The organism is Bradyrhizobium sp. th-b2, assembly GCF_000426785.1.
GTDB lineage: Bacteria > Pseudomonadota > Alphaproteobacteria > Rhizobiales > Xanthobacteraceae > Bradyrhizobium > Bradyrhizobium septentrionale.
Genome location: NZ_AUGA01000033.1, coordinates 47,042 through 69,917 on the forward strand (window position 1 = coordinate 47,042; position 22,876 = coordinate 69,917).

Below are 22,876 nucleotides of genomic sequence, written 5' to 3' on the forward strand. Positions count from 1 at the left end.
TTGGACGAGAGGGCAGCGCGGTGCAGGCAAGCGGCAAGGTTGCGATCTTCGATGGCCACAATGACGCCGTTCAACACCTCGCCGAATACCGGGAAGGCGGGCGCGATTTTCTGATGCGCTCGGAGGAAGGCCATCTCGACCTGCCGCGTGCGCGCGAAGGCGGCATGATCGGTGGTCTGTTCGCGATGTTCGCCGGGGCGGAACATCCGCGGGAGGGCGGTGTCACGCGAACGGCTGACGGATACGAGGTCCGTCTCGCGGACCCGCTCGATCCGGCTTACGCGCGCCGCACCATCAATGCGCAATTGAGTGCGCTGGAGACCATGGTGGCCCGCGCCGGCGGAAACATCCGATGGGCGCGAACCGTGGATGAGATCGAGGCGGCACGCGAAGACGCCGCATTCGCGATTGTATTGCATCTGGAGGGCCCTGAAGCTATCAGCGCCGATCTGGACGGGCTGGAGCAGCTCTACGCTCGTGGCCTGCGCTCGCTTGGGCCGGTCTGGAGCCGGCCCAATATCTTCGGCCATGGCGTGCCGTTTGCCTTTCCGCGCTCTCCCGACACCGGTCCCGGTTTGACGGACGCGGGGAAATCGCTTGTGAAGGCCTGCAACCAGCTCGGCATCATGGTCGACGTGTCTCACCTCAACGAGCGCGGCTTCTGGGACGTCGCTGCAATCAGCACCGCGCCCATCGTGGCGACCCACGCCTGCGCGCATGCGATCTGCCGTGCGACGCGCAACCTGACCGACCGGCAGCTCGACGCGGTCAAGGCGTCAGGAGGCCTCGTAGGTTTCAATTTCAGTGTGTCCGAAGTGCGCCCGGACGCGCAGCGTGATCCGGACATCCCGATCGAGACGGTGGTCGATCACCTCGGCTACCTGGTTGAACGAATGGGTGACGACCACGTTGCGCTGGGGTCCGACTTCGATGGCGCGCTCATGCCCCTCCCGGTCAAGGATGCCAGTCATCTGCCGAACCTGATCCAGGCCCTGCGCGCGCACGGCTTCGATGACGCCACGTTGCGCAAGATCGCCTTCGACAATTGGATGCGGGTGTTCCGCCAAAGCTGGCGATGAAAACCGCTGCACATTTCCATCGATCATGATCTATCATCGCTGCACAACAACGGCGCGGCCGGTCAACGGCCCGATCTCAGGGAGCATGGAATGCAGGACCGCAAATGGTCGAGACGCGATTGGCTCAAGGCGACGGCGGCAACCGCGGCCGGAGTGGTGTTCGCCGAACCCTTAAGGGCGGCCGCGCCGCCGGCCGAGGCGGTGACGCCGGAGCTGATCGCAGCCGCCAAGAAGGAAGGCAAGATCTCGTTCTACAGCGCGCTTGAGCTCAACACGGCCGAGCGTCTCGCGCGCGACTTCGAGCAGAAATATCCAGGCATCAGCGTCCGCGTCGAGCGCTCCGGCGCCGAGCGGATCTTCCAGCGCATCGCGCAAGAGCAGGGCAGCGGCATCAATGCCGTCGACGTCGCCAACTCGACCGACCCTGCCCATTATCTCGACTGGAAGAAGAACGACTGGCTCGCCGCCTATGTGCCCGAAGAGGTCGCAAAGCATTTTCCCACCGACCAGATCGATCCCGACGGCACGTCAGCGACATCCTGCGCCTGGTTCGAGGTGATCGGCTACAACACCGAGCAGGTGAAGCGCGAGGAAGCGCCGAAGAGCTACGCCGACCTGCTCGATCCGAAATGGCGCGGCAAGATCGTCAAGGGCCACCCGGGCTACTCGGGCGCGATCATGACCGCGACCTTCGTCTTGGCGCGCGATCTCGGCTGGCCCTATCTGGAGAAGCTCGCGCAGCAGCGGGTGATGCAGGTGCAGTCGGCGGCCGATCCGCCGAAGAAGATCCTGCTCGGCGAGCGCGCCGTCATGGCCGACGGCAACGACTATAATCTTGTTCTGGCCAAGGATCAGGGCAAGCCGGTCGAGGTGATCTATCCGACTGAGGGCGCGCCGCTCATCATCGTGCCGAGCGGCATCTTCAAGAACGCGCCGAACCCGAATGCGGCGCGGCTGTTCCAGAGCTATGTCTTCAGCGCCGAGACCCAGCAGCTGCTGGCCGACGAGTTCGCGCACCGCTCGTTCCACGGCAAGGTGAAGGAAAAGGCCGGCCACGTGCCGCTCGGCAAGCTCAAGATGCTCAAGGCCGATCCGGCCCAGGTGCAGGCGCAGAGCGAGGAGATCAAGGCGAAGTATGCAAGGCTGTTCCGGGTGTAGTCCGATCGCAGGTCCGTAGATTCCATGGGGCGGTGAGCGTGGCCTTTCCGATAGGTTTGGGTTTCCACACTCGAACCATCAGAGAAGTCAGATGCAAGCATCGACCGCAGGCACGCCCACCGCCAGTCATTGTGGCACAATTTTCGTTGCGATCGAACTCAGTCAAAAGACATGGCTTGTGACGCTGCACAGCCCGGACCGGGATCGGATGGGGAGGGCGAAGCGAAACCCATCGCCCCTGCGCAAGGCGTGAGATGGTGGATATCGCTTCGCTTCACCCCTCCTACTGATCGCGCTAACCTCCTACTTCCGCGCTGAGAATGGGCCCGAACAGCTCCCATCTCTCGCCCTTGAATCGTCTGAGCTGCATCTGCTTGAGCGGAGCGAAGTCGATCGGACTGGTGTTCATCGTGATGCCCGGCAGCAGGTTGTTGGTCCTGAAGTCCTTCAGGTTCGCGGCCTGCTTCATCACGTTCTCGCGCGTGAGATCGTCGCCGCACTGCTTGAGCACCTGAGCCAGCGTCTGCGCCACATTGTAACCCGTCACCACTAGGCTATCGGCCCGATTGCCCTCGGGGAAGTATTTGGAGAGGTATTCGTCGAACGCCTTCATGCCGGGGTCATCCTTCCATTGTGGATCGAGCGGATCCATCAGATAGGCCACCGAAATGATCCCCTGCGCGTTCTCGACGCCGGCAGGCTGGATCACGGCGCCGATCGAGGAACCGACCGAATTGAGGATGTGTAACGGCTTCCAGCCGATCTCCGCCGCCTTCTTGATGGCCTGCGCCGCGAATTTCGGCGTGGCAATGTCGACGAATACATCGGCATTCAGTGATTTCATCTTGACGATGTGTGTGTCGATGGTCGGCTCGGCCACCTCGTAGGTATCCTCGGCAACGATCATCGACGCCGCCTTGTCGCCGAGGCCATCCTTCAGGCCTTTCAGGTAGTCCTTGCCGTAGTCGTCGTTCTGGTAGAGCACGGCGATCCTGCCGCCCGGCTTTTCTTTCAGGATGTGCTTGGCGTAGATTCGTCCCTCGCTCTGATAGCTGGGCTGCCAGCCGATGGTCCACGGGAAGTTCTGCGGATCATTCCACTTGGTCGCACCGGTCTGGATGAATAGCTGCGGCACCTTCTTCCCGTTCATGTACTTCTGAATGGCGCTGTTGGATGCTGTGCCGAGTGCGGCGAAGATCAGCAGGACCTCGTCGCCTTCGACCAGCTTGCGCGCCTGCTCGACGGCTTTCGGCGGACTGTAGCCGTCGTCATAGGATATGAAGGTGATCTTGCGGCCATTGATCCCACCCTCGGCGTTGACCTTGCGGAAATAGGCCGCCTGAGCCCGGCCGCTGGTGCCATAGGCGGATGCCGGTCCGCTGTAGGGCATGATGTTGCCGATCTTGATTTCCGTGTCGGTTGCGCCGGTGTCGTATTTCTTCTGGGCAAATGCGCTGCCTGCACCGGCAGCGAGGATGATGATGGCGGTCGAAAGCGCCGCCATTCGTCGTGCGACGAAAGACATCTCGTTTCTCCCCATGCATAAATGAATGTGTCTGTTTTTATCGGAAGCCGCTTTCGGGTCCTTGCAGCTAGTGAACACCCGGCCCCGATTATTGTCGATCCCGAAGCACCAGCCGGTGTGCCGGTTCGCGTCACCTCATAGGGTTCGTCAGTGTTGCTGACCGTAGTCTTCCGGGATTGCTACGATTGTGCCGCGCGCATCGATCGCTGTGCGCGATAGGCCTGGGGCGAGGTCAGCGTGAGCTTGCGGAAGGCTTTGCGAAAGCTGCTCTCGTCTTCATAGCCGGTGGTGCGGGCGATGGTCTTGATCGGTTGCGTCGTCGTCTCCAGGAGCGTGCGGGCGTGCTCGACGCGGCGGCGCATGATGAAGGCCTGCGGCGGCTCGTGGGTCAGCTCGCGGAAGCGGCGGTTCAGCGTGCGTTCGCTGAGGCCCAGCGCATGCGCGAGGCGGCGCACCGTGATCGGCGCGTTGCCGGTGCGGCGCACCAGCATGTCCGCCTTCATCAGCATCGGGTCCTGCGCGAGCATGTAGCCGAGCGGCATGAAGATCGCTTGCGTGCGCTGCGCGGTGTCGATCACGGCATAGTCGGCGCAGACCTTTGCGACCTCCGGGCCTTCGACGATCTCGATCAGCCGCAGCAGCAGATCGACCCACGACATCGGGCCGGCGGCGCAGACGATGCGGTCGGCCTGGGTGAGGACGGCGTCGCTGGCGAGATCGACCCTGGGATGGCGGCGGCGGAGCTCGCTCTGCAGCCACCAGGTGATGGTGGCGCGGCGGCCGTCGAGCAGGCCGGCATTGGCGAGCAGCAGCACGCCGCTGCAGAACGCGCCGATCAACTTGCCGCCGGCATGTTGCTGGCGCAGCCAGGCGCCGGCACGGTCATATTGCGGTTGCAGGCGCTCGGCGGTCAGGTGATCGACCAGGCTGCCCGGCACGATGATCGCGTCGCAGGCCGTCCGCCTGCTGACGGCGCCGTCGACCGCGAGCAGCTTGCCGCCGCCCGCGCGCACCGCCTTGCCGTCGAGCGAGAGCGTCTGCCAGGCGAAGCGCGCCTTGCTGCCGCGCAGCTCCATCACATGGTTGGCGAGGGTGAGGATGTCGGCGATGCCGGCGACCGCCGACTGCATGCAGCCTTCCAGGGCGAGGATCGCGAGTTTCATGGGACCTCCACAGCCGGCATCCTAGCCGATCGGCGCGAACGATGGTGGCGGATATTGCCCGATCTCTGTCCGATCGGCCACTGCCTGAATGGTGCTGCGTCGGTCCATCTTGGTTGCGTCGTCACCACCTCAGCAATGGAGAGAGACCATGCCTTACGTCACCATTTCCACCGTCCGCGGCATCTTCGATGTCGCGCAGAAGAAAGTGCTGCTCGAGCGCGTCACCGACCTGATGGTCGAGGTCGAGGGGCAGGGCAACCCTGACTTCCGCCGCAACGTCTGGGTCAAGATCGAGGAAGGCGAGCCGGCGAGCTGGTCGCTCGGCGGCATGATCCCGACGCCGGACATGATCGCGGGCAGCTTCGGCGCGCTCGACGCCGGCGGGCGGCGGGTCGCGAAGGTGAAGGCGTAACCGACGCAGCAACAACAAACTTCGTTGGATGGGTAGAGCGAAGCGAAACCCATCGCGCTGGTGCAAGCCTTGGGATGATGGATTTCGCTGCGCTCTACCCATCCTACAGATCGCCAAAACAAAAGGCGCTTCCGACGGAAGCGCCTTTTGCATTCGTGAGAAGCCGTAAAGCTTACAGCGAGTAGTACATCTCGAACTCGACTGGGTGCGGGGTCATTTCGAAACGGGCGACCTCGGTCATCTTCAGCTCGATATAGGCGTCGATGAAGTCGTCGTCGAACACGCCGCCGTTCTTGAGGAAGGCGCGGTCCTTGTCGAGGTTCTCGAGCGCCTCGCGGAGCGAGCCGCACACGGTCGGGATCTGCTTCAGCTCTTCCTTGGGCAGATCGTAGAGGTCCTTGTCCATCGCCGGACCCGGATCGATCTTGTTCTTGATGCCGTCGAGGCCGGCCATCAGCATCGCGGCGAAGCCGAGATAGGGATTGGCCATCGGGTCGGGGAAACGCACCTCGACGCGCTTGGCCTTCGGGTTAGCGGTGTAGGGGATGCGGCAGGACGCCGAGCGGTTGCGCGCCGAGTAGGCGAGCAGCACCGGAGCCTCATAGCCCGGGACCAGACGCTTGTAGGAGTTGGTCGACGGATTGGTGAAGGCGTTGATCGCCTTGGCATGCTTGATGATGCCGCCGATGTAGTGCAGGCAGGTCTCCGACAGGTCGGCGTACTTGTTGCCGGCGAACACCGGCTTGCCGTCCTTCCAGATCGACTGGTGGACGTGCATGCCCGAGCCGTTGTCGCCATAGACCGGCTTCGGCATGAAGGTGGCGGTCTTGCCGTAGATGTGGGCGACCTGGTGGATGCAGTACTTGTAGATCTGCATCTGGTCGGCCATCAGCGTCAGCGTGTCGAACTTCATGCCGAGCTCGTGCTGGGCCGAAGCGACTTCGTGGTGGTGCTTCTCGACCTTGACGCCCATCTTGCTCATCGCGCCGAGCATTTCGGAGCGCATGTCCTGCACCGAATCCTGCGGCGGCACCGGGAAGTAGCCGGCCTTGGTGCGGATACGGTGGCCGAGGTTGCCGCCCTCATATTCGGTGGCCGAGTTGATCGGCAGCTCGGAGGAATCGAGGCGGAAGCCGGTGTTGTAGGGCTCGGCCGAATAGCGCACGTCGTCGAACACGAAGAACTCGGCCTCGGGGCCGACGAACACGGTGTCGCCGACGCCCTGCGACTTCACCATCGCCTCCGCCTTCTTGGCGATGCCACGCGGGTCGCGGTTGTAGGGCTCGCCGGTGGTCGGCTCGAGCACGTCGCAAACGATGACCATGGTGGTCTCGGCGAAGAACGGGTCGATCGTCGCGGTGAGCGGGTCGGGCATCAGGCACATGTCGGATTCATTGATCGCCTTCCAGCCGGCGATCGAGGAGCCGTCGAACATCTGGCCTTCGGCAAAGGTGTCCTCTTCGATCATGCCGACGTCGAAGGTCACGTGCTGCCATTTGCCGCGCGGATCGGTGAAGCGCAGGTCGACGTATTTGACGTCGTTGTCCTTGATCGATTTCAGGACGTCTTTGGCGGTCTTCATGAATACCCCTTTTGGATTTGCGGGCCGGTTTCCAGCGGTGAGCGACGTTATTCTCGCTTTTGGCGAGTTCGTGTGACTGCCCAAACGAAATCAGGCTGCCGAAGCAGCCTTTATTTCTCTTTGCGTCAGAAATTCCCGGATAGCACCGGGCTCAAATAGCGTCCAGCCCGGATTCGCCGGTCCGGATGCGGATCGCCTCCTCGATGTTGGAGACGAAGATCTTGCCGTCGCCGATGCGTCCGGTCTGGGCTGCGCGGCGGATCGCGTCGATCGCCTTCTCGACCAGATCGTCGCCGATCACGATCTCGATCTTCACCTTGGGCAGGAAGTCGACGATGTATTCCGCACCGCGATAGAGTTCGGCATGGCCCTTCTGGCGGCCAAATCCCTTGGCCTCGGTCACGGTGATGCCTTGCAGTCCGACTTCCTGGAGCGCTTCTTTCACCTCGTCGAGCTTGAAGGGCTTGATGATGGCTTCAATCTTCTTCACTGAGCGCCTCCCGGGCATTGCAGATTGCAGGGTCGAGTTCGATGCGCGTGGGGCGCAGTCTAGGTTGGTCTTGAGCCTTCCGGCGCCGGGCCGGAAACACGCGCAATGGTCGCATAGAGCGGCACTGCGCGCGGCTTCCTCAAAAGCAGGGTCTATGCCAAGTTGTGAAGACCCCCGATTTCGGAATGTTATCAGCCTTTTAACAGGCAACCGGCTGATATCGAACCACATGGGCTATGATATCCAAGCCTAACAAATAGGCAAATAGATCAATCCATATGCAGTTGGCCAGCAGAAACCCCGCGAACGTTACAGGAATTGCCTCTCGAAAAGGCGAAGCGATTGAGGATGCGGCATGGACGTTCTGACCACGACGGAGATGGAGCGTGCCGACCGGCTGACCATCGCGGCCGGCACGCCGGGCTTCTCGCTGATGATGAGCGCAGGCCAGGCGGTCGCTGAAGCCGCGATGGAGCTGGTCGAGGAGGGGCCGATCGTCGTGGTCGCCGGCCGCGGCAATAATGGCGGCGACGGCTTTGTCGCCGCCGCCGAGCTCGCCGCGCGCGGCCGCGAGGTCTCGGTGATCCTGCTCTGCGAACGCGACAGCCTGCACGGCGACGCGGCGCTCGCCGCCAAGGGCTGGAAATATCCGGTGCTGCCGTTCAACCCGCAGGCGCTCGGCAAGCCGGCCTTGATTATCGATGCGCTGTTCGGCGCCGGCCTCAACCGCCCGGTGAAGGGCGATCCGCTGGAGATGATCACGGCCATCAACGCCAACGGTACGCCGGTGTTGGCGGTGGACCTGCCGAGCGGCATCAACGGTACATCAGGCGCTGTCATGGGTGCGGCCGTGCAGGCCACCGAGACCGTCACCTTTTTCCGCAAGAAGCCGGCGCATCTGTTGCTGCCGGGCCGGATGTATTGCGGCCGGGTCCGCGTCGCCGATATCGGCATCGATCCGCAGGTGCTCGACGAGATCAAGCCGCTGACCGCGGAGAACCTGCCGCAGGTCTGGCGCTGGTCGTTTCCGGTGCCGCGGATCGACGGCCACAAATACGCAAGGGGGCATGCCGTCGTGGTCTCCGGCGATCTCGCCTCGACCGGGGCGGCGCGGCTCGCCGCGCGCGCGGCGCTGCGCGCCGGCGCCGGCCTCGTGACGCTGGCCTCGCCGCGCGATGCGCTCGCCGTCAACGCGGCGGCGCTGACCGCGGTGATGGTGCGCGCGGTCGACAACCCGATCCAGTTCGCCGAGTTGCTCGACGACAAGCGCCTCAACGCCTGCGTGATCGGACCTGGCGCCGGCGTCAGCGCGCGCACCCGCGACTTCGTCCACACCGCGCTGTCGGCACAGCGGCATCTGGTGCTCGATGCCGATGCGCTGACGAGCTTTGCCGGCACGCCGGACCGGCTGTTCGAGGCGATCAAGGCCGCCGACGACCTTGGGGTGGTGCTCACCCCGCATGACGGCGAGTTTCCGCGGCTGTTCAGCGACATCTCCAACAAGCATCCCGGCCGCTCCAAGCTCGAGCGCGTGCGCGCGGCGGCCGAGCGTTCCGGCGCGGTGGTGCTGCTGAAAGGCGCCGATACGGTGATCGCCTCTCCCGACGGCCGCGCCACCATCGCCGCCAACGCGCCGCCGTGGCTCGCCACCGCCGGTGCCGGCGACGTGCTCGCCGGCATCATCGCGGGCTTCCTGGCGCAGGGCGTCGCGGCCTTCGAGGCGGCGAGCATCGGCGTGTGGTTGCACGGCGAGGGCGCCAGCGAGGCGGGGCCCGGCCTGATCGCGGAGGATCTCACCGAGGTGCTGCCGGCCGTGTTCCGCCGCCTCTATGACGAGTTCGGGATTGAGTATTAGGCAACTCGCGCTTGCCGACATGGACGCCGCCGCGCGCGTGCATCGCGCGGCGTTCGATCACGCGCTGCCGTGGCTCGCCGGCCTGCATACGCCCGACGAGGACCGCTGGTTCTACCGCGAACGGATGTTTGCGGCGTGCACGCTGTGGGGCGCCTTCGACGGCACGGCAATGAGCGGCGTGATCGCGTTCCGCGACGACTGGATCGAGCAGCTCTACGTGCTGCCTGCCGTGCGGGGAAGCGGCATCGGCGGTGCGCTGCTGGAGATCGCGAGGCAGGGCGCGGACCGCCTGCAACTCTGGACCTTCCAGCGCAATGCGCGGGCGCGGCGCTTCTACGAGGCGCGCGGCTTTGCGCCGGTCGAGCAGACCGACGGCTGCCGCAACGAGGAGAAGGAGCCGGACGTGCGTTATCTCTGGACGCGCGGGCCGGCGGGTGAGTGACATCGATCGTATTGACTGACCGCAGGCAGGTCCCGGACGGGACGGAGTTTACGGTGAGGCGAAAGATCATCTGGCAATCCGCCACCTTTTGAGCACTTAATGCCTGTACCGACGAGCAAATGTACCCTTGAGCCTCGAAGCTGCGTGGTACGGACCGGAGCAACATGACGAGTCCCTGCCGCGTCCTCATGATCTATCCGAAGTTCGTTCCGGAATCGTTCTGGAACTACACGGAAGCTTGCGAACTCGTCGGCGCGAGGTATCCGGCGGCGCCACTCGGACTGATCACCGTCGCCGCCATGCTGCCGAAGCATTGGGAGATTCGTCTCGTCAACCGTAACACCGAGCCTTTGACGGACGCGGAGCTGACGGACGCGGAGCTCGACTGGGCCGATCTCGTCATGATCGGCGGTATGCTCAATCAGCAGCCTGATTTTCTCCATCTGATCGATCTCGCCCACCTGAACGGCAAGCCAGTATGCGTCGGTGGGCCTGATGTCTCCTCGAGCCCGCACCTTTACGCGGATGCGGACTTCCAGGTGATCGGTGAGGCCGAACATATCATCGCGGAATTCATCGCCGCTTGGGAGCGTGGCGAGCGCAAGGGCGTGTTCACCGCCGAGAAATTCAAGATCGACGTCACGCTAAGCCCGATGCCCCGCTACGATCTGATCAAGTTCGATCATTATCTCTTCATTGGCGTGCAATATTCGCGTGGCTGCCCGTTCACCTGCGAGTTCTGCGATATTATTGAGCTGTATGGTCGCGTGCCGCGGACCAAGACCCCCGATCAGATTCTCGCGGAGCTACAAGCGCTCTACGATCATGGTTATCGTGGGCATGTCGATTTCGTCGACGACAATTTCATCGGCAACAAGAAAAACCTCCGCATCCTGCTGCCGCGGCTCAAGGCCTGGCTGGAAGAGCGCGACTATCCGTTCGAGTTCTCGACCGAAGCCTCGATCAATATCGCTGATGACAGCGAGCTGTTGCAGGCAATGAAGGACGCGAACTTCTTCGGAATTTTCGTCGGCATTGAGAGCCCGGATCCAGAGACCCTCGTGCAGATGAAGAAAAAGCAGAACACCAGGCGCAACATCGCCGAGAGCGTTCACAAGATCTACGACTATGGCATGTTCGTCACCGCGGGTTTCATCGTCGGGTTCGATACCGAGAAAGTCTCGATGGCGCAGGCGATGATCGACTTCATCGAGGAGGCGAGCATTCCAGTCTGCATGGTTGGACTGCTCTATGCGCTGCCTGGCACACAGCTGACGCGGCGGCTGGCCCAGGAAGGCCGCCTGCACGAAGGTCATGATCTCATGAAGGTCGAGCAGGCCGGCGACCAATGCACGCTCGGCTGCAATTTCGACACCAAGCGTCCTCTTCGTGACATCCTTGTGGATTACAAGGCTGTGCTCGGGCACGTCTACAGCCCGGCGGCATATGCAGGACGGCTGTCGCGGCTTGCCGCCATGCTCGACCGCTCCGACCGGCGCCGCGACCTGCCGGATGGCGACGTGCGCACAAAGCTTGGCGGCATCGAGGGCGTGCACAAGATCATGCGGACCCTGCCGGAGGTCCGCGAGCCGTTCTGGAAGACCTTTGTCGAGGTCGCCAAGTCCAATCCAGGCGCGCTGCGCTACATCGTGATGCTGATGGCGCTGTACTTGCACTTCGGGCCGTTCTCGAAGCACGTGACCGGTGAGATCGACCGCCGGATTGCCGAGTTGGATGCTGCGCCTCCGGTGAGGGTCACTGCGCTTGCGCAGTGAGTTGTTCAAGGATGCCGTTTGATGGACGGCAGAGTTCGCTCGACTCTTGGGCGGCTGATGCAACTCAGGCAACGTCGGTAGAGAGCGAAACGCTCTTCCACGCATCGAATTCGGCCTGCAGCAGTTTCATTTTTTCCTCGACCAGCCGCACGGCATCGCTGCCGAGCAGCAGATGCGCCGGCGGATCGGCCGACATTGCGAGTTTCAGCATCGCCTCCGCGGCCTTTTTGGGATCGCCGACCTGCCAGCCACTCAGTTCCATACGACGTTTGCGGATCGGATCGATGACGGCGTCATAGTCTGCGATCGACCGTTCTGCTCGTACCATCGATCGTCCAGCCCAGTCGGTGCGGAAGCCGCCGGGCTCGACCGCGGTGACCTTGATGCCGAGGTCCTTGACTTCCTTGCCAAGGGACTCGGAAATCCCTTCCAGCGCGAACTTGCTGCCGTGATAGTAGCTAAGACCCGGCATCGTGATGATCCCGCCCATCGACGTGATGTTGAGGATATGCCCGGCGCGTCGTTTGCGCATGAAGGGCAGCACCGCCTGGATCATCGCCACCGCGCCAAACACGTTGACCTCGAATTGGCGCCGCAGATCGTCGATCGATGACTCCTCCAAGATGCCCTCGTGGCCATAGCCGGCATTGTTCACCAGAACGTCGATCGCGCCGATCCTGTTCTCGACCTCGGCGACCGCGGGCGCGATGGCTTCGGAGTTGGTGACATCAAGGATCACCGCGTGCAAGCCCGCGCCGAGCGCTTCGAACTTTTGCTTGTCGTTCTCGCTGCGCACGGTGCCGGTGACGGTATGACCGTCACGCAATGCGGCCTCGGCCAGTGCGCGGCCGAAGCCGGACGAAACGCCCGTGATGAGGAAAGTCTTTGCCATGGGAGATGCCCTTCAGAACCAGATTGCGGGCTCGATATAGTCGGTTTGATTAATGCAATAATCGGCATAGAGTGACATGACCTGATGCAGGAAATCGAACAATGCAGCATGCCGGTCTTTTCGAGCTGAACGCGGTCGTCGCGATCTCGGCGCATCGCAGCTTTCGCGCAGCCGCGACGGAACTCGGCATCTCGCCCTCGGCGTTGAGCCATGCCATCGCCGGGCTGGAAAAGCGGCTTGGCGTGCGTCTCATCAATCGGACGACGCGCAGCGTCGCGCTGTCGGAAGCGGGAGAGCGTTTCCTCGCCAGGGTCAGTCCCGCGCTGCGCGAGATTGCCGGCGCGATGGAGGATGTGAACGAGTTTCGCGACACGCCTGCGGGAACGCTGCGCATCAATCTGAAGGAGCGCGCCGCGCACCAGATCCTTCGCCCGGTCGTCGCAAAATTTCTGCGGCACTATCCTGACATGAACGTCGAGTTGACCCTGGAAGGACGTCCCATCGATATTGTCGCGGAAGGTTTCGATGCCGGCATCCGGCTGGCCGAAGCCGTGCCGCAGGACATGGTCGCGATTCCCTGCGGCCCGGAAACGCGCTTCATCGTCGTTGGCGCGCCCGACTATTTCGCACGTTGTTCGGTGCCGCGGTCTCCGCTTGATTTGCTCACCCATGAATGCATTCGCAGACGGATGCCGAGCGGCAAGCTCTATCACTGGGAGTTCGAAAAGCGCGGCGGCGAGCAGATGGTGCTGGATGTCCCGGGCAGGCTGACCCTCGACAATGACAGCTTGATGGTCGAAGCAGCCCTCGAAGGCGTGGGACTGGCGTTCGTGAGCGATTTCTGGGTAACCGGGCATCTCGCCGCCGGAACGTTGCGAGCCGTGCTGGACGCCTGGACGCCGCCATTTCCTGGCTTGCGTCTCTATTATCCGCGGCACCGGCACATGACCGCCGGGCTTCGCGCTTTCGTCGACATGATACGGGAGGAGACGAAGTTGGCCGCCAAGGGGGGCGGGGTTCATTCAACCTCAGCCAAGCCATCGGGCGATCATCGCGAACGCGCTTGAGCTGCCGGGTGCCGTCGAGGCCGCTCGGGGCGATACTTTGCGAGAGGCCGCGCTACCCGACGTCTTTTCATTCCGCGGCGGAAATCAGCGCGGATTGGTTCACCCGCGTCTCGCCCTTGAGGTTGTCGACGGTGATGTGCGTGTCGTACCAGGTCAACCGCGGCCGGGCTCCGAACCGTTCAGTCAGCTCGGCGATCTTGGCCTCGGTGAACCAGGCCTCGGCCGCCGCGCGGGTCTCCCACAGGTAAACACCGCCGGTGCCGGTCTCGCCGTTGAGATAGTCTTTGCGGATCAGCCCTGTTGTCGCGAGATTTCGATAAACAGGCGCGGAGCCCATGCCGCCCTTGATGGCTTGTTCCTCGGTTCGCTTCGGGAGGTCGAATTGAACGATGACGATGCACTGTGCCATCCTGGTTCTCCGATCTGTCACATGGTGTCAGGTTCGTTCGGCGGCACGCCGATCAGCCACGACCATACAAGATCGGCCGTATCCTTGTCCCGCATAGATCCAATCATCCCTCCGCTTCCGGCGGGGACGCGCGGGGAGGCTCGCGAAGTGCTCAACTCCCCCTGACACGGGACTTTTGGTGGACGCGTGGGAAGAGGCGGGCTAAAGCCCCACGACATTCCCTTGCATCCCGTGAATCCCGCTCGTGAGTGCCACGCAGAACAATTTCCTCGCTCAGGCGCTGCAACAAGGCGCAATGGCGTTGCGGGCGCGACAGTTTGCTCAGGCCGAGCAGATTGCCGCCAGCATCCTGAAATCCAACCGTACCGACAGGAACGCGGCGCTTCTGCTGGCGCATGCCCTGATGGGACAGGATCGGGGAGGCGAGGCGATCGGATCGCTGGAACGGATCGCGCGTCGCGGCGACGACGGCGAAGTCGAGACCCTGCTTGGCGCCCTGCTGTGCGGCGCCGGCCGCGCGGCCGATGGCATCGCGCAACTGCGCCGCACGGTCGCGCGTCGGCCGCCCTATTTTCCCTCGTTCCAGGAACTCGCGGGTCAGCTTGTCAAGGTCGGTCAACGTAGCGACGCCATCGGCATCGTCGAATCCGGCCTTGCGCTGGCGCCCGACAATGTCGACCTGAAGCTCAGCCTGGGACGCCTGTTTCACGAGAACGGTGAGCTCGGCAAAGCGCTCAGCATCCTGACCAGCGCCCGCAACAGCGCGCCGGGACGCCCTGACATCGTCAACGAACTTGGCCGGATCCTGATCCTGCACGGCGACTACGCGGCTGCGGCCGATGCTTTCCGCCAGGTGCTCGCGCAGTATCCGGACGACCGCTCGGTCCGTGCTCACCTCGCCACCTGCCTTCTCGAGCAGGGCGACCGCAATGCCGGTGAGGCGGCGTTGCGCTCGGTCACGCGTGGCCAGCCGCAACTGCTGGGCCGCGCGACATTCGTGATGGCCGCATCATCGCATGGCCGCTTCTTCTTCGACCGGAGCGCGGCGGCGAAATTCCTCGGCGTGGAATCGAGCTGAACGCTTTCTGCGACACGCTTTCGCCGCGCCTCAGGCCCGGAAGTTTCTCCGGTAGAGATTGGGCGTTCGCCGAAGCTCAGCGCGGAATTCGTCGACGCGTTTGGCTTCCTCCGCGGTGAAGGGCGATGCCTGCGCGGACCAGCTGTCGCGCTTGACTGGAATGCATTGCGCGATCGGAGTCCCTTTCGGCAGCACGCCTTTGAAATTACGGTCGTGCCAGTACGCCGGAAAGTGCACCCAGTTGTCGGCATAAAGGTCGGAATTGACCAGGCCGCTCAGCGTGGTGAACGGAAGGTCGAAGCGATTGACGGGATGCGTGAAGTAGACGGCGTAGCCTTCAGGGGCTTCGACGGTCCACAGATTGTGGAATTTGATGAAGAAGCGGCCTTCTTCAAACAACGGCGTGCCGCTGACCTGACCCGGGTCGTGGAAGCCGATCGGCGAACGCGGAAATTCGGGCGTGCCTCCCGGCGGCAGGTCCTGGTCCCAGGTGATTTCGCCGTTTTCGACCCTGAGGTCGCAAACCAGCGGCAGCAGGAATCCGCAGGTCATCGCATCCACGAACGGCGGACAGCGCTTGATGGTGTCCTCGTCGTGCAGGTTGATCGAAGAGTAGGCGGTCGCCGGCATCGTCTTGAGCCAGTCCGGAACGCCCTGCGCTGCCGGCACGGGCGGCGGTATCAGGCCTTCAAGCTCCGTGGGACAGCGAAACTTGAGCGTCAGCTTGTTGGTGTTGGACATGGGGCGCTCCGATGTCCTGACGGCCTACATGAATACGTCGCAAAGGTGAAGCGCACGATCGATCGATGGTGGGCGCGTAGAATGGGTAGAGCGCAGCGAAACCCATCACCTTATCGCGCCGAAAGACAGTTGATGGGTAGCGCTGCGCTCCACCCATCCAACCGGCGCGTGCTAGCTCACGAAATATTTCGCGACTGCCGGCTCGTTCCATTCGATGCCGAGCCCGGGACCGCGGGCGGTCATCGCGCCATCGGTGATCTCGGCGGGCTTTGCGAGGATCGCGCCGGCGAAGTCGAGGAATTCGAGCCAGTGCGCGGTCGGCGTCACCGCGAGCAGATGCGCGCTGACCTCCGCGAACAGATGGCTCGACATCGGGATCGATGCGGCATCGGCTTGTCCCGCGACCTGCATCCAGCCGGTGACGCCACCGACCTTCATCACGTCGGGCATGATGAAGTCGGATGCGCCGGCCGCGATCGCCTCGGCAAAGCCGCGCGGAAACCACCAGTTCTCGCCGGCCTGGATCGGGGTCGGTGAGGTCTCGCGGACTTTTGCGTGACCGGAGAGGCTCTCCTGCGGCACCGGCTCCTCGATCCAGTGCAAATCGTACGGCGCAAGCCGCGCGATGCGTCGTGTGGCCTCCGCTGGATCGAGCGACTGGTTGAAGTCGATCATCAGCGCGATGTCGGGGCCGAGCAGGGCGCGCACGCCCTTCACGACGCGCTCGTCATTGGCGGCGTCGCCGTCGCCGCCCTTGATCTTGATGCCCTTGAAGCCTTGGTCGAGCGAGCGGCGCAGCGCACGCTCGTCGGCAACGGGATCGACCGCGCCGTAGCTGTCATAGGCCTTGATCGGCTTCACCGAGCCGCCAAGCAGCTCGGCCAGGGGGCGGCCGGCGAGCTGGCCGAGCACATCCCAATAGGCCATGTCGAGCCCGGACACGGCCATGCCGACCAGACCCTGCGCGCTGAGCAGCCGGAATTTGGCGTCCATCGCCTTCATCAGGTCGAACGGCGCGACCGGCTTGCCGATCAGCTCGCGGCCGATCTCCTCGATCAGATAGACAAGTGGTTTAAGTGTGAGCTTGCTGTAAGCGAAGATGTAGGTGCGGCCGGTAACGCCTTGATCGGTCTCGACATCGATCAGGATCAGCGGGCCGGAATCGATCACGCCGAACGCGGTCTTCACGGGGCGCTTGAGCGGCACCACGACGCTTCGTGCCTTCACTCCGCGAATCGCTGCAACTGTCTGGCCCATGGGCGTTTCCTCGTTCTTGTTACTGGACACTGTACCATCGGACGAGCCGCGGCGCGGCCCAGTCGGTCGCGACTTGCTCGATCAGATAGCGGCCGGGATATTCGGCGAGGAAGGCGATGCGCTGGGTCTGGCCCGGTTCGACTGCGAGCGTGTCGAGCCAGAACGGCTTCCAGCCGTCGTCGAGCCGGTCGAGCAGGCGGAAGTGATGGCCGTGCAGATGAAACACGCTGGCGATCGTGCCGCGATTGGTCAGCGCCAGCACCACCGGCCGTCCGGCTTTGGCCTGAAAGGCCGGGGCGGCTGACGGTTTGAAATCGGCCGGCCGGAACCATTCGGTCGGCGTGCCCAATGCCAGATCGAACCGCGCCGCATTCCTGAGGTCGAGCTGGGCGGGCATGTCGTTGGCCGGAAGCGGCGGAGCAGGCGGGAACGGCGCCGGCCGGAGCGGCGGATCGTTCGAGATCGCGAGCCTGCCGACCGGGCGGGCCTGCTTGCCGTCGTGCAGCAGGATCGGGAAGCTGGTTCCCGGCGTCCCGGCCGCATCGACAAAGACATCGGTGCGGCTTCCGGGCGCCAGCACCAGCGCGCCGTTCCGGGCTGAAAACGGTTCGGCAGGCTGGCCGTCGATCGCCATTACCCGGACTTCGAGGTTCTCCAACTTGACCGCCAGCACGCTGCGTTGGCTGCCATTGATAAAGCGAAGTCTGAGCCGGGCATTGGCCGGTACCGAGATCTCGTATGAGGTTTTGCCGTTAATTGTTTGAATCGCCGAGCTATCTTTTGGATCATCCCCGGGCGGGATTGCGCTCCCATCCCCCCGCAGGCGCCACTCCTCGATCAGCAAGACCTCGTCGCGATCGACCGCAACCGGCGAGGTGCCGGTCACGATCAGCGGCCGCGGCCGCGCCGGGGCCGTGCCGCCATCGCCGAGCAGCGGCTCGCACAGGAAGGTGCCGGCATGCCGAAGCGGGAGCTGGAAGGTATCCTTTGCTCCCGCGGCGAGGGGCGCCCGGGAGGCGAGAGGCTCCGCGGCCGGGACGCCATCGAGCCCCCGGCAATCGAGTGCGGCCGCGACCGGCAATTCATTCCCAAACGTCACGTCCAGCACTTCGCCGCGCTTGAAGCGGAGGTCGCCGCTGCCCAGCGACCAGACCGCCGTTTCCGGACCGTCAGGACGAAGCCGGATGTGGTCGGTTTTGGCCTGCAGCGCGACCGCCGTCCGGCCCTGCGCCGAGCCCGCGGCCGGCAGAGCCGGGCACAACGCCGCGGCGCCGAGGGCGGCCATCAGGTCGCGCCGGGTGAGGGAAAATTCGGGAGGGAATTCGGGACTTGCCATCCGGCCGATGCGGACCATTTTCAAGTGGGCCTGTCCAGTCGCGATCGGTCGCAGGGTGGGCTGCACAGCGGCCATTTTTTTGCTGCGAACCGGTGGACGCATGTTATAAGCCCGCCGCCCGCGGCACCGCGGCCGAATTGGATGCTTTTCTCGCGGGCGTGGCGGAACTGGTAGACGCGCTGGATTTAGGTTCCAGTGACGAAAGTTGTGGGGGTTCGAGTCCCTCCGCCCGCACCAAGCGCTTACAGCGTTTGCATGACGATTCCTTGGAGAACCTTTGGCCCCGAAGGGGTGACGGTTCGCCGAACCCACAGACGTTAGGCCGCCAGGCTCCGCGTCGAACAGATTGAACACTGCAACGGCCGCTCGGGCCGCGGCAAAAGCGGAAGAAGATTGATACCATGCAGGTCACCGAGACCCTCAACGAGGGACTGAAGCACGAATTCAAGATCAGCGTTCCGGCATCCGATCTCGATGCCAAGGCGGGCGCCAAGCTGGTCGACCTCAAGGACAAGGTCCGTCTCAACGGCTTCCGTCCCGGCAAGGTGCCGGTGGCGCATCTGAAGAAGATCTATGGCCGCTCGGTGATGGCCGAGACCATCGACCAGACCATCCGCGACACCAACACGGAGATCTTCACCGAGCGCGGCTTCCGCCTCGCCGGCGAGCCGAAGATCACGATGCCGACCGAGAAGGACGAGGTCGAGGAACTGCTGTCCGGCAAGACCGACCTGACCTACACGGTCGCGATCGAGGTGGTGCCGCAGATCCAGCTCGCCGATTTCAAGTCGTTCTCGGTCGAGAAGCCGGTGGTCGACGTCTCCGACGCCGACATCGACGATGCCATCAAGCGCATCGCCGAAGGCAGCCGTCCCTATAATGCCAAGGCCGAGGGTGCGAAGGCGGAGAAGGGCGACCGTGTCACCATCAGCTTCAAGGGCACCATCAACGGTGAAGCCTTCGAGGGCGGCACCGGCGAAGGCATCCAGGTCCTGATCGGCGCCGGCCAGTTCATCCCGGGCTTCGAGGAGCAGCTGATCGGTATCGGCACCAACGAGACCCGCACGCTGAAGGTCCCGTTCCCGAAGAACTACCTCAACGAAAAGCTCGCCGGCCAGCCAGCCGAGTTCGAGACCACCGCGACCCTGATCGAGGCGCCCGGTGAAACCACGATCGACGACGAGTTCGCCAAGACGCTTGGGCTCGAGTCGCTCGACAAGCTGAAGGAGGCCGCGCGCGAGCGCCTGACGGCCGAGTTCGCCGGCGCGACCCGTCAGAAGGTCAAGCGCGCGCTGCTCGACCGGCTCGACGAGAGCCACAAGTTCGAGGCGCCGCCGTCGCTGGTCGACGAAGAGTTCAAGCTGATGTGGAACTCGATCAAGGCCGAGATGGACTCGTCCGGCAAGACTTTTGCCGACGAGAACACCACCGAGGATGCGGCCAAGGAGGAGTACCACAAGATAGCCGACCGCCGCGTCCGCCTCGGCCTCGTGCTGTCGGAGATCGGCGAGAAGAACAAGATCACGGTGACCGACGACGAGGTGTCGCGGGCCGTGATCGAGCGCGCGCGCCAGATGCCCGGCCGCGAGAAGGAAGTCTGGGATTATTACCGCAGCAACGCCCAGGCGCTGGCCCAGCTCCGCGCCCCGATCTACGAGGACAAGGTCGTCGACTTCGTCCTCGAGCTCGCCACTGTGACCGAGAAGAAGGTCACCAAGGATGAGCTGTTCAAGGATGAAGATGCCGAGAAAACTGCCGCTTAATTCCGGCACCTCGCGTTAATGATGAACCGCGAAAGCGCGCCTCGCAACGGATCCCGTCGCTATGCGCGCAGATGCGAATCAGCTTGAACTTCCGCGACCTGCCCGGATGGCTAGTGCCGGTCTTGTCGGCCGGAAATTGGCCCATATCTGGGTTAAGCCTTAAAGTTCTGCATCACCCCTAACCCCTGGGTTGTCCCAATGCGCGATCCCGTTGAAACCTACATGAACCTCGTGCCGATGGTCGTCGAGCAGACCAATCGCGGCGAACGCGCCTACGACATTTTCTCGCGTCTCCTGAAAGAGCGCATCATCTTCGTCACCGGTCCGGTGGAAGACGGCATGGCAACGTTGACTGTCGCGCAGCTGTTGTTCCTCGAGGCCGAGAATCCGAAGAAGGAAATCTCGATGTACATCAACTCGCCGGGCGGCGTGGTGACGTCGGGCCTTGCGATCTACGACACGATGCAGTTCATCCGCCCTCCGGTGTCGACGCTGTGCACGGGGCAGGCGGCCTCGATGGGCTCGCTGCTGCTGGCGGCCGGCGAGAAGGACATGCGCTTCTCGCTGCCGAATTCGCGCATCATGGTGCACCAGCCCTCGGGCGGCTTCCAGGGCCAGGCCACCGACATCATGCTGCACGCGCAGGAGATCCTGAATCTCAAGAAGCGCCTCAACGAGATCTATGTGAAGCACACCGGCCAGACCTACAAGGCGATCGAGGACGCGCTCGAGCGCGACAAGTTCCTCACCGCTGAGGACGCCAAGGCGTTCGGCCTCGTCGACAAGGTCATCGACAAGCGTCCGGAAGATCCGTCGGCGGCCAAGGCTGCCTAAGGCGGCTGCCTGACAAGGCCGCCTGATCGGAACAGGCCTCTGGAGGCGTCGGTGTGATCTCCACATTGACGCCTCACATAACCGGCAAAGCAGGACGGGCGGACCCGCCGGCAGGTGCATGCGCGTGGGCGGAAAGTTCCGGTTTCGTGCTCCTATGCTGGCGTGGTAATCCCGCAACGTTCCGTGGATTTCAGCGCGTATTCCACGTGCGATCGTTGAAAATCACGGTATTGTCACGGTCTTGAGCCGGCCATCCGATTAGCGAATTCTTGATAGTCGGGTGCCAGCATGGTTGGCTGTAATGCGCCGGCCGAGATCGCGGAGATTCGAATAAACCGTGATTCGCACGGTCAGTATTGCGTAGGCTCTTTTTTGGTACGGAATTTGCTCTATCTACCCTTAAGCTCCGGTTTGGTGCCGGATTGGGTCGATCTGGCAAATGATCGAACGGCGGACGGAGATAATGAATGAGTAAGGTCGGCACGAGCGACGCCAAGAACACGCTATACTGCTCGTTCTGCGGCAAGAGCCAGCATGAAGTTCGCAAGCTGATTGCCGGACCGACTGTCTTCATTTGCGACGAGTGTGTCGAACTGTGCATGGACATCATTCGCGAGGAGAACAAATCCTCGCTGGTGAAGTCGCGCGACGGCATCCCGACGCCGAAGGAGATTTGCAAGGTCCTGGACGACTACGTGATCGGTCAGAGCCATGCCAAGAAGGTGCTGTCGGTCGCCGTCCACAATCACTACAAGCGGCTTAACCATCAGACCAAGCACAATGACGTCGAACTGGCGAAGTCGAACATCCTGCTGATCGGTCCGACCGGTTCGGGCAAGACGCTGCTCGCGCAGACGCTGGCCCGCATCCTCGACGTGCCGTTTACCATGGCTGACGCGACGACGCTGACCGAAGCCGGCTATGTCGGCGAGGACGTCGAGAACATCATCCTGAAGCTGCTGCAGTCGGCCGACTACAACGTCGAGCGCGCGCAGCGCGGCATCGTCTATATCGACGAAATCGATAAGATCAGCCGCAAGTCGGACAATCCCTCGATCACCCGCGACGTGTCGGGCGAGGGCGTCCAGCAGGCGCTGCTGAAGATCATGGAAGGCACGGTGGCCTCGGTCCCGCCGCAGGGCGGCCGCAAGCATCCGCAGCAGGAGTTCCTGCAGGTGGATACCACCAACATCCTGTTCATCTGCGGCGGTGCGTTCTCGGGCCTCGAGAAGATCATCTCCGCGCGCGGCCGCTCGACCTCGATCGGCTTCGCGGCGCAGGTGCTCGCGCCGGAGGATCGCCGCACCGGCGAGATCTTCCGCCACGTCGAGCCGGAAGACCTGCTGAAGTACGGCCTGATCCCGGAATTCGTCGGCCGTCTGCCCGTCGTCGCGACGCTGGAGGACCTCGACGAGGCCTCGCTGAAGAAGATCCTGACCGATCCGAAAAACGCGCTGGTGAAGCAGTACCAGCGGCTGTTCGAGATGGAGAACATCGAGCTCACCTTCGCCGACGAGGCGCTTGGCGCGGTCGCCCGCAGGGCGATCGAGCGCAAGACCGGTGCGCGCGGCCTGCGGTCGATCCTGGAGAGCATCCTGCTCGAGACCATGTTCGACCTCCCGGGCCTCGAAGGCGTCGAGGAAGTCGTGATCTCGCGCGAAGTGGTCGAGGGAACGGCGCGTCCGCTCTACATCTACGCGGATCGTTCCGACCGCGCCGTCGAGAGCAGCGCGAGCGCCTAAAAGCGCTCGTCTCTTTCCGCCAAAAATGCAGGGCTGCCGGGCAATCCGGCGGCCGTTGCGGCGCACCAGCAGCGCCGTTGTGGCATCGCAGTAAATGCCTGTTTAGCCTGAATTTCCGGGCACTTCTCAGACTTGACACCCCCCGGCCTGATAGCCACCTAATGCTATCGGCGAGGGACCTCATGTGTTGAGATTCGTCGCTTTACGATGCGGAATAAGCGACTGCTGACGGTAATCTCTTTCCGGATCACCAAGGCACCTTGTGGCGGTTGCGCA

The 22,876-nt window shown here is 63.3% G+C and carries 20 protein-coding genes and 1 tRNA gene; 12 read left to right on the forward strand and 9 right to left on the reverse strand.

Annotated elements, in window-relative coordinates:
* Positions 1–20: 20 nt before the first annotated feature.
* Together K359_RS0131310 and K359_RS0131315 are read left to right on the forward strand one after the other, a co-directional pair.
* Complete coding sequence (locus tag K359_RS0131310) at positions 21–1,079, forward strand: dipeptidase (RefSeq protein ID WP_029082855.1); 1,059 nt, start codon at positions 21–23, stop codon at positions 1,077–1,079.
* Positions 1,080–1,169: 90 nt separating this feature from the next.
* Positions 1,170–2,237: an ABC transporter substrate-binding protein gene (locus K359_RS0131315; RefSeq protein WP_029082856.1), complete on the forward strand. Its 1,068-nt coding sequence runs from the start codon at positions 1,170–1,172 to the stop codon at positions 2,235–2,237.
* A gap of 295 nt (positions 2,238–2,532) precedes the next feature.
* Here K359_RS0131315 and K359_RS0131320 read toward each other — a convergent pair whose 3' ends face one another.
* A complete protein-coding gene (locus K359_RS0131320) occupies positions 2,533–3,762 on the reverse strand; it encodes an ABC transporter substrate-binding protein (protein ID WP_029082857.1) in 1,230 nt (409 codons plus the stop codon).
* Between the two features lie 179 nt (positions 3,763–3,941).
* Entirely contained in the window at positions 3,942–4,925 is a 984-nt protein-coding gene (locus K359_RS0131325; protein WP_029082858.1) for a GlxA family transcriptional regulator, read from the reverse strand.
* A 148-nt stretch (positions 4,926–5,073) separates the two neighbouring features.
* Here K359_RS0131325 and K359_RS0131330 point away from each other — a divergent pair, with 148 nt between their 5' ends.
* Positions 5,074–5,337 (forward strand): tautomerase family protein, encoded by a 264-nt coding sequence (locus K359_RS0131330; RefSeq protein ID WP_029082859.1) that lies wholly within the window; start codon positions 5,074–5,076, stop codon positions 5,335–5,337.
* Positions 5,338–5,509: 172 nt separating this feature from the next.
* Here the strand turns inward: K359_RS0131330 and glnA are convergent, their stop codons facing one another.
* Together glnA and K359_RS0131340 are read right to left on the reverse strand one after the other, a co-directional pair.
* Positions 5,510–6,919 (reverse strand): type I glutamate--ammonia ligase, encoded by a 1,410-nt coding sequence (glnA, locus tag K359_RS0131335; RefSeq protein ID WP_029082860.1) that lies wholly within the window; start codon positions 6,917–6,919, stop codon positions 5,510–5,512.
* Between the two features lie 151 nt (positions 6,920–7,070).
* Positions 7,071–7,409, reverse strand: coding sequence for a P-II family nitrogen regulator (locus K359_RS0131340; RefSeq protein WP_011441447.1), 339 nt, complete (start codon positions 7,407–7,409; stop codon positions 7,071–7,073).
* Between the two features lie 355 nt (positions 7,410–7,764).
* Between K359_RS0131340 and K359_RS0131345 the strand changes: the two genes are divergently transcribed.
* The 3 genes from K359_RS0131345 to K359_RS0131355 all read left to right on the forward strand — a co-directional run bounded on the left by K359_RS0131345 (position 7,765) and on the right by K359_RS0131355 (position 11,481).
* Positions 7,765–9,264, forward strand: a complete 1,500-nt coding sequence (locus K359_RS0131345; protein ID WP_029082861.1) for a bifunctional ADP-dependent NAD(P)H-hydrate dehydratase/NAD(P)H-hydrate epimerase — start codon at positions 7,765–7,767, stop codon at positions 9,262–9,264.
* Complete coding sequence (locus tag K359_RS0131350; RefSeq protein WP_035977452.1) at positions 9,239–9,706, forward strand: N-acetyltransferase; 468 nt, start codon at positions 9,239–9,241, stop codon at positions 9,704–9,706. Before K359_RS0131345 ends, K359_RS0131350 begins: the two co-directional genes overlap by 26 nt.
* 164 nt (positions 9,707–9,870) lie before the next feature.
* Positions 9,871–11,481: a B12-binding domain-containing radical SAM protein gene (locus K359_RS0131355; RefSeq protein WP_029082863.1), complete on the forward strand. Its 1,611-nt coding sequence runs from the start codon at positions 9,871–9,873 to the stop codon at positions 11,479–11,481.
* 64 nt (positions 11,482–11,545) lie between these two features.
* On the opposite strand, the gene K359_RS0131360 is transcribed toward K359_RS0131355, so the two are convergent.
* On the reverse strand, positions 11,546–12,373 hold the full coding sequence (locus tag K359_RS0131360) for an oxidoreductase (RefSeq protein ID WP_029082864.1): 828 nt from the start codon (positions 12,371–12,373) through the stop codon (positions 11,546–11,548).
* Between the two features lie 101 nt (positions 12,374–12,474).
* On the opposite strand from K359_RS0131360, the gene K359_RS0131370 reads away from it, so the two are divergent.
* Positions 12,475–13,440, forward strand: a complete 966-nt coding sequence (locus tag K359_RS0131370) for a LysR family transcriptional regulator (protein ID WP_029082865.1) — start codon at positions 12,475–12,477, stop codon at positions 13,438–13,440.
* Positions 13,441–13,507: 67 nt separating this feature from the next.
* On the opposite strand, the gene K359_RS0131375 is transcribed toward K359_RS0131370, so the two are convergent.
* Complete coding sequence (locus K359_RS0131375; protein ID WP_029082866.1) at positions 13,508–13,849, reverse strand: hypothetical protein; 342 nt, start codon at positions 13,847–13,849, stop codon at positions 13,508–13,510.
* Positions 13,850–14,144: 295 nt separating this feature from the next.
* Between K359_RS0131375 and K359_RS0131380 the strand changes: the two genes are divergently transcribed.
* Complete coding sequence (locus K359_RS0131380; protein ID WP_029082867.1) at positions 14,145–14,927, forward strand: tetratricopeptide repeat protein; 783 nt, start codon at positions 14,145–14,147, stop codon at positions 14,925–14,927.
* 30 nt (positions 14,928–14,957) lie between these two features.
* Here K359_RS0131380 and K359_RS0131385 read toward each other — a convergent pair whose 3' ends face one another.
* The 3 genes from K359_RS0131385 to K359_RS0131395 all read right to left on the reverse strand — a co-directional run bounded on the left by K359_RS0131385 (position 14,958) and on the right by K359_RS0131395 (position 18,279).
* Positions 14,958–15,668 (reverse strand): hypothetical protein, encoded by a 711-nt coding sequence (locus tag K359_RS0131385; RefSeq protein ID WP_029082868.1) that lies wholly within the window; start codon positions 15,666–15,668, stop codon positions 14,958–14,960.
* Between the two features lie 171 nt (positions 15,669–15,839).
* Positions 15,840–16,925 (reverse strand): enolase C-terminal domain-like protein, encoded by a 1,086-nt coding sequence (locus K359_RS0131390; RefSeq protein ID WP_029082869.1) that lies wholly within the window; start codon positions 16,923–16,925, stop codon positions 15,840–15,842.
* Positions 16,926–16,944: 19 nt separating this feature from the next.
* Positions 16,945–18,279 (reverse strand): multicopper oxidase family protein, encoded by a 1,335-nt coding sequence (locus tag K359_RS0131395; protein WP_084518562.1) that lies wholly within the window; start codon positions 18,277–18,279, stop codon positions 16,945–16,947.
* Between the two features lie 134 nt (positions 18,280–18,413).
* Between K359_RS0131395 and K359_RS0131400 the strand changes: the two genes are divergently transcribed.
* From K359_RS0131400 to clpX, 4 genes are all read left to right on the forward strand, one after another.
* Positions 18,414–18,498 (forward strand) — tRNA-Leu (locus K359_RS0131400).
* A gap of 164 nt (positions 18,499–18,662) precedes the next feature.
* The gene (tig, locus tag K359_RS0131405; RefSeq protein ID WP_029082871.1) at positions 18,663–20,024 is read left to right on the forward strand and encodes a trigger factor; all 1,362 of its coding nucleotides are present in this window, start codon (positions 18,663–18,665) and stop codon (positions 20,022–20,024) included.
* A gap of 198 nt (positions 20,025–20,222) precedes the next feature.
* On the forward strand, positions 20,223–20,858 hold the full coding sequence (locus tag K359_RS0131410; RefSeq protein WP_029082872.1) for an ATP-dependent Clp protease proteolytic subunit: 636 nt from the start codon (positions 20,223–20,225) through the stop codon (positions 20,856–20,858).
* 467 nt (positions 20,859–21,325) lie between these two features.
* On the forward strand, positions 21,326–22,600 hold the full coding sequence (gene clpX / locus K359_RS0131415) for an ATP-dependent Clp protease ATP-binding subunit ClpX (protein ID WP_029082873.1): 1,275 nt from the start codon (positions 21,326–21,328) through the stop codon (positions 22,598–22,600).
* Positions 22,601–22,876 lie beyond the last annotated feature (276 nt).

What these genes read in the sequence shown, in the direction of transcription:
- K359_RS0131395 (WP_084518562.1), bottom strand. Translation starts at nt 18,279, where the DNA reads ATGGTCCGCATCGGCCGGATGGCAAGTCCCGAATTCCCTCCCGAATTT.
- K359_RS0131325 (WP_029082858.1), bottom strand. Translation starts at nt 4,925, where the DNA reads ATGAAACTCGCGATCCTCGCCCTGGAAGGCTGCATGCAGTCGGCGGTC.
- K359_RS0131375 (WP_029082866.1), bottom strand. Translation starts at nt 13,849, where the DNA reads ATGGCACAGTGCATCGTCATCGTTCAATTCGACCTCCCGAAGCGAACC.
- K359_RS0131345 (WP_029082861.1), top strand. Translation starts at nt 7,765, where the DNA reads ATGGACGTTCTGACCACGACGGAGATGGAGCGTGCCGACCGGCTGACC.
- K359_RS0131360 (WP_029082864.1), bottom strand. Translation starts at nt 12,373, where the DNA reads ATGGCAAAGACTTTCCTCATCACGGGCGTTTCGTCCGGCTTCGGCCGC.
- K359_RS0131390 (WP_029082869.1), bottom strand. Translation starts at nt 16,925, where the DNA reads ATGGGCCAGACAGTTGCAGCGATTCGCGGAGTGAAGGCACGAAGCGTC.
- tig (WP_029082871.1), top strand. Translation starts at nt 18,663, where the DNA reads ATGCAGGTCACCGAGACCCTCAACGAGGGACTGAAGCACGAATTCAAG.
- K359_RS0131410 (WP_029082872.1), top strand. Translation starts at nt 20,223, where the DNA reads ATGCGCGATCCCGTTGAAACCTACATGAACCTCGTGCCGATGGTCGTC.
- K359_RS0131320 (WP_029082857.1), bottom strand. Translation starts at nt 3,762, where the DNA reads ATGTCTTTCGTCGCACGACGAATGGCGGCGCTTTCGACCGCCATCATC.
- K359_RS0131355 (WP_029082863.1), top strand. Translation starts at nt 9,871, where the DNA reads ATGACGAGTCCCTGCCGCGTCCTCATGATCTATCCGAAGTTCGTTCCG.
- K359_RS0131330 (WP_029082859.1), top strand. Translation starts at nt 5,074, where the DNA reads ATGCCTTACGTCACCATTTCCACCGTCCGCGGCATCTTCGATGTCGCG.
- K359_RS0131315 (WP_029082856.1), top strand. Translation starts at nt 1,170, where the DNA reads ATGCAGGACCGCAAATGGTCGAGACGCGATTGGCTCAAGGCGACGGCG.
- K359_RS0131385 (WP_029082868.1), bottom strand. Translation starts at nt 15,668, where the DNA reads ATGTCCAACACCAACAAGCTGACGCTCAAGTTTCGCTGTCCCACGGAG.
- K359_RS0131350 (WP_035977452.1), top strand. Translation starts at nt 9,239, where the DNA reads ATGACGAGTTCGGGATTGAGTATTAGGCAACTCGCGCTTGCCGACATG.
- glnA (WP_029082860.1), bottom strand. Translation starts at nt 6,919, where the DNA reads ATGAAGACCGCCAAAGACGTCCTGAAATCGATCAAGGACAACGACGTC.
- clpX (WP_029082873.1), top strand. Translation starts at nt 21,326, where the DNA reads ATGAGTAAGGTCGGCACGAGCGACGCCAAGAACACGCTATACTGCTCG.
- K359_RS0131370 (WP_029082865.1), top strand. Translation starts at nt 12,475, where the DNA reads ATGCAGCATGCCGGTCTTTTCGAGCTGAACGCGGTCGTCGCGATCTCG.
- K359_RS0131380 (WP_029082867.1), top strand. Translation starts at nt 14,145, where the DNA reads ATGGCGTTGCGGGCGCGACAGTTTGCTCAGGCCGAGCAGATTGCCGCC.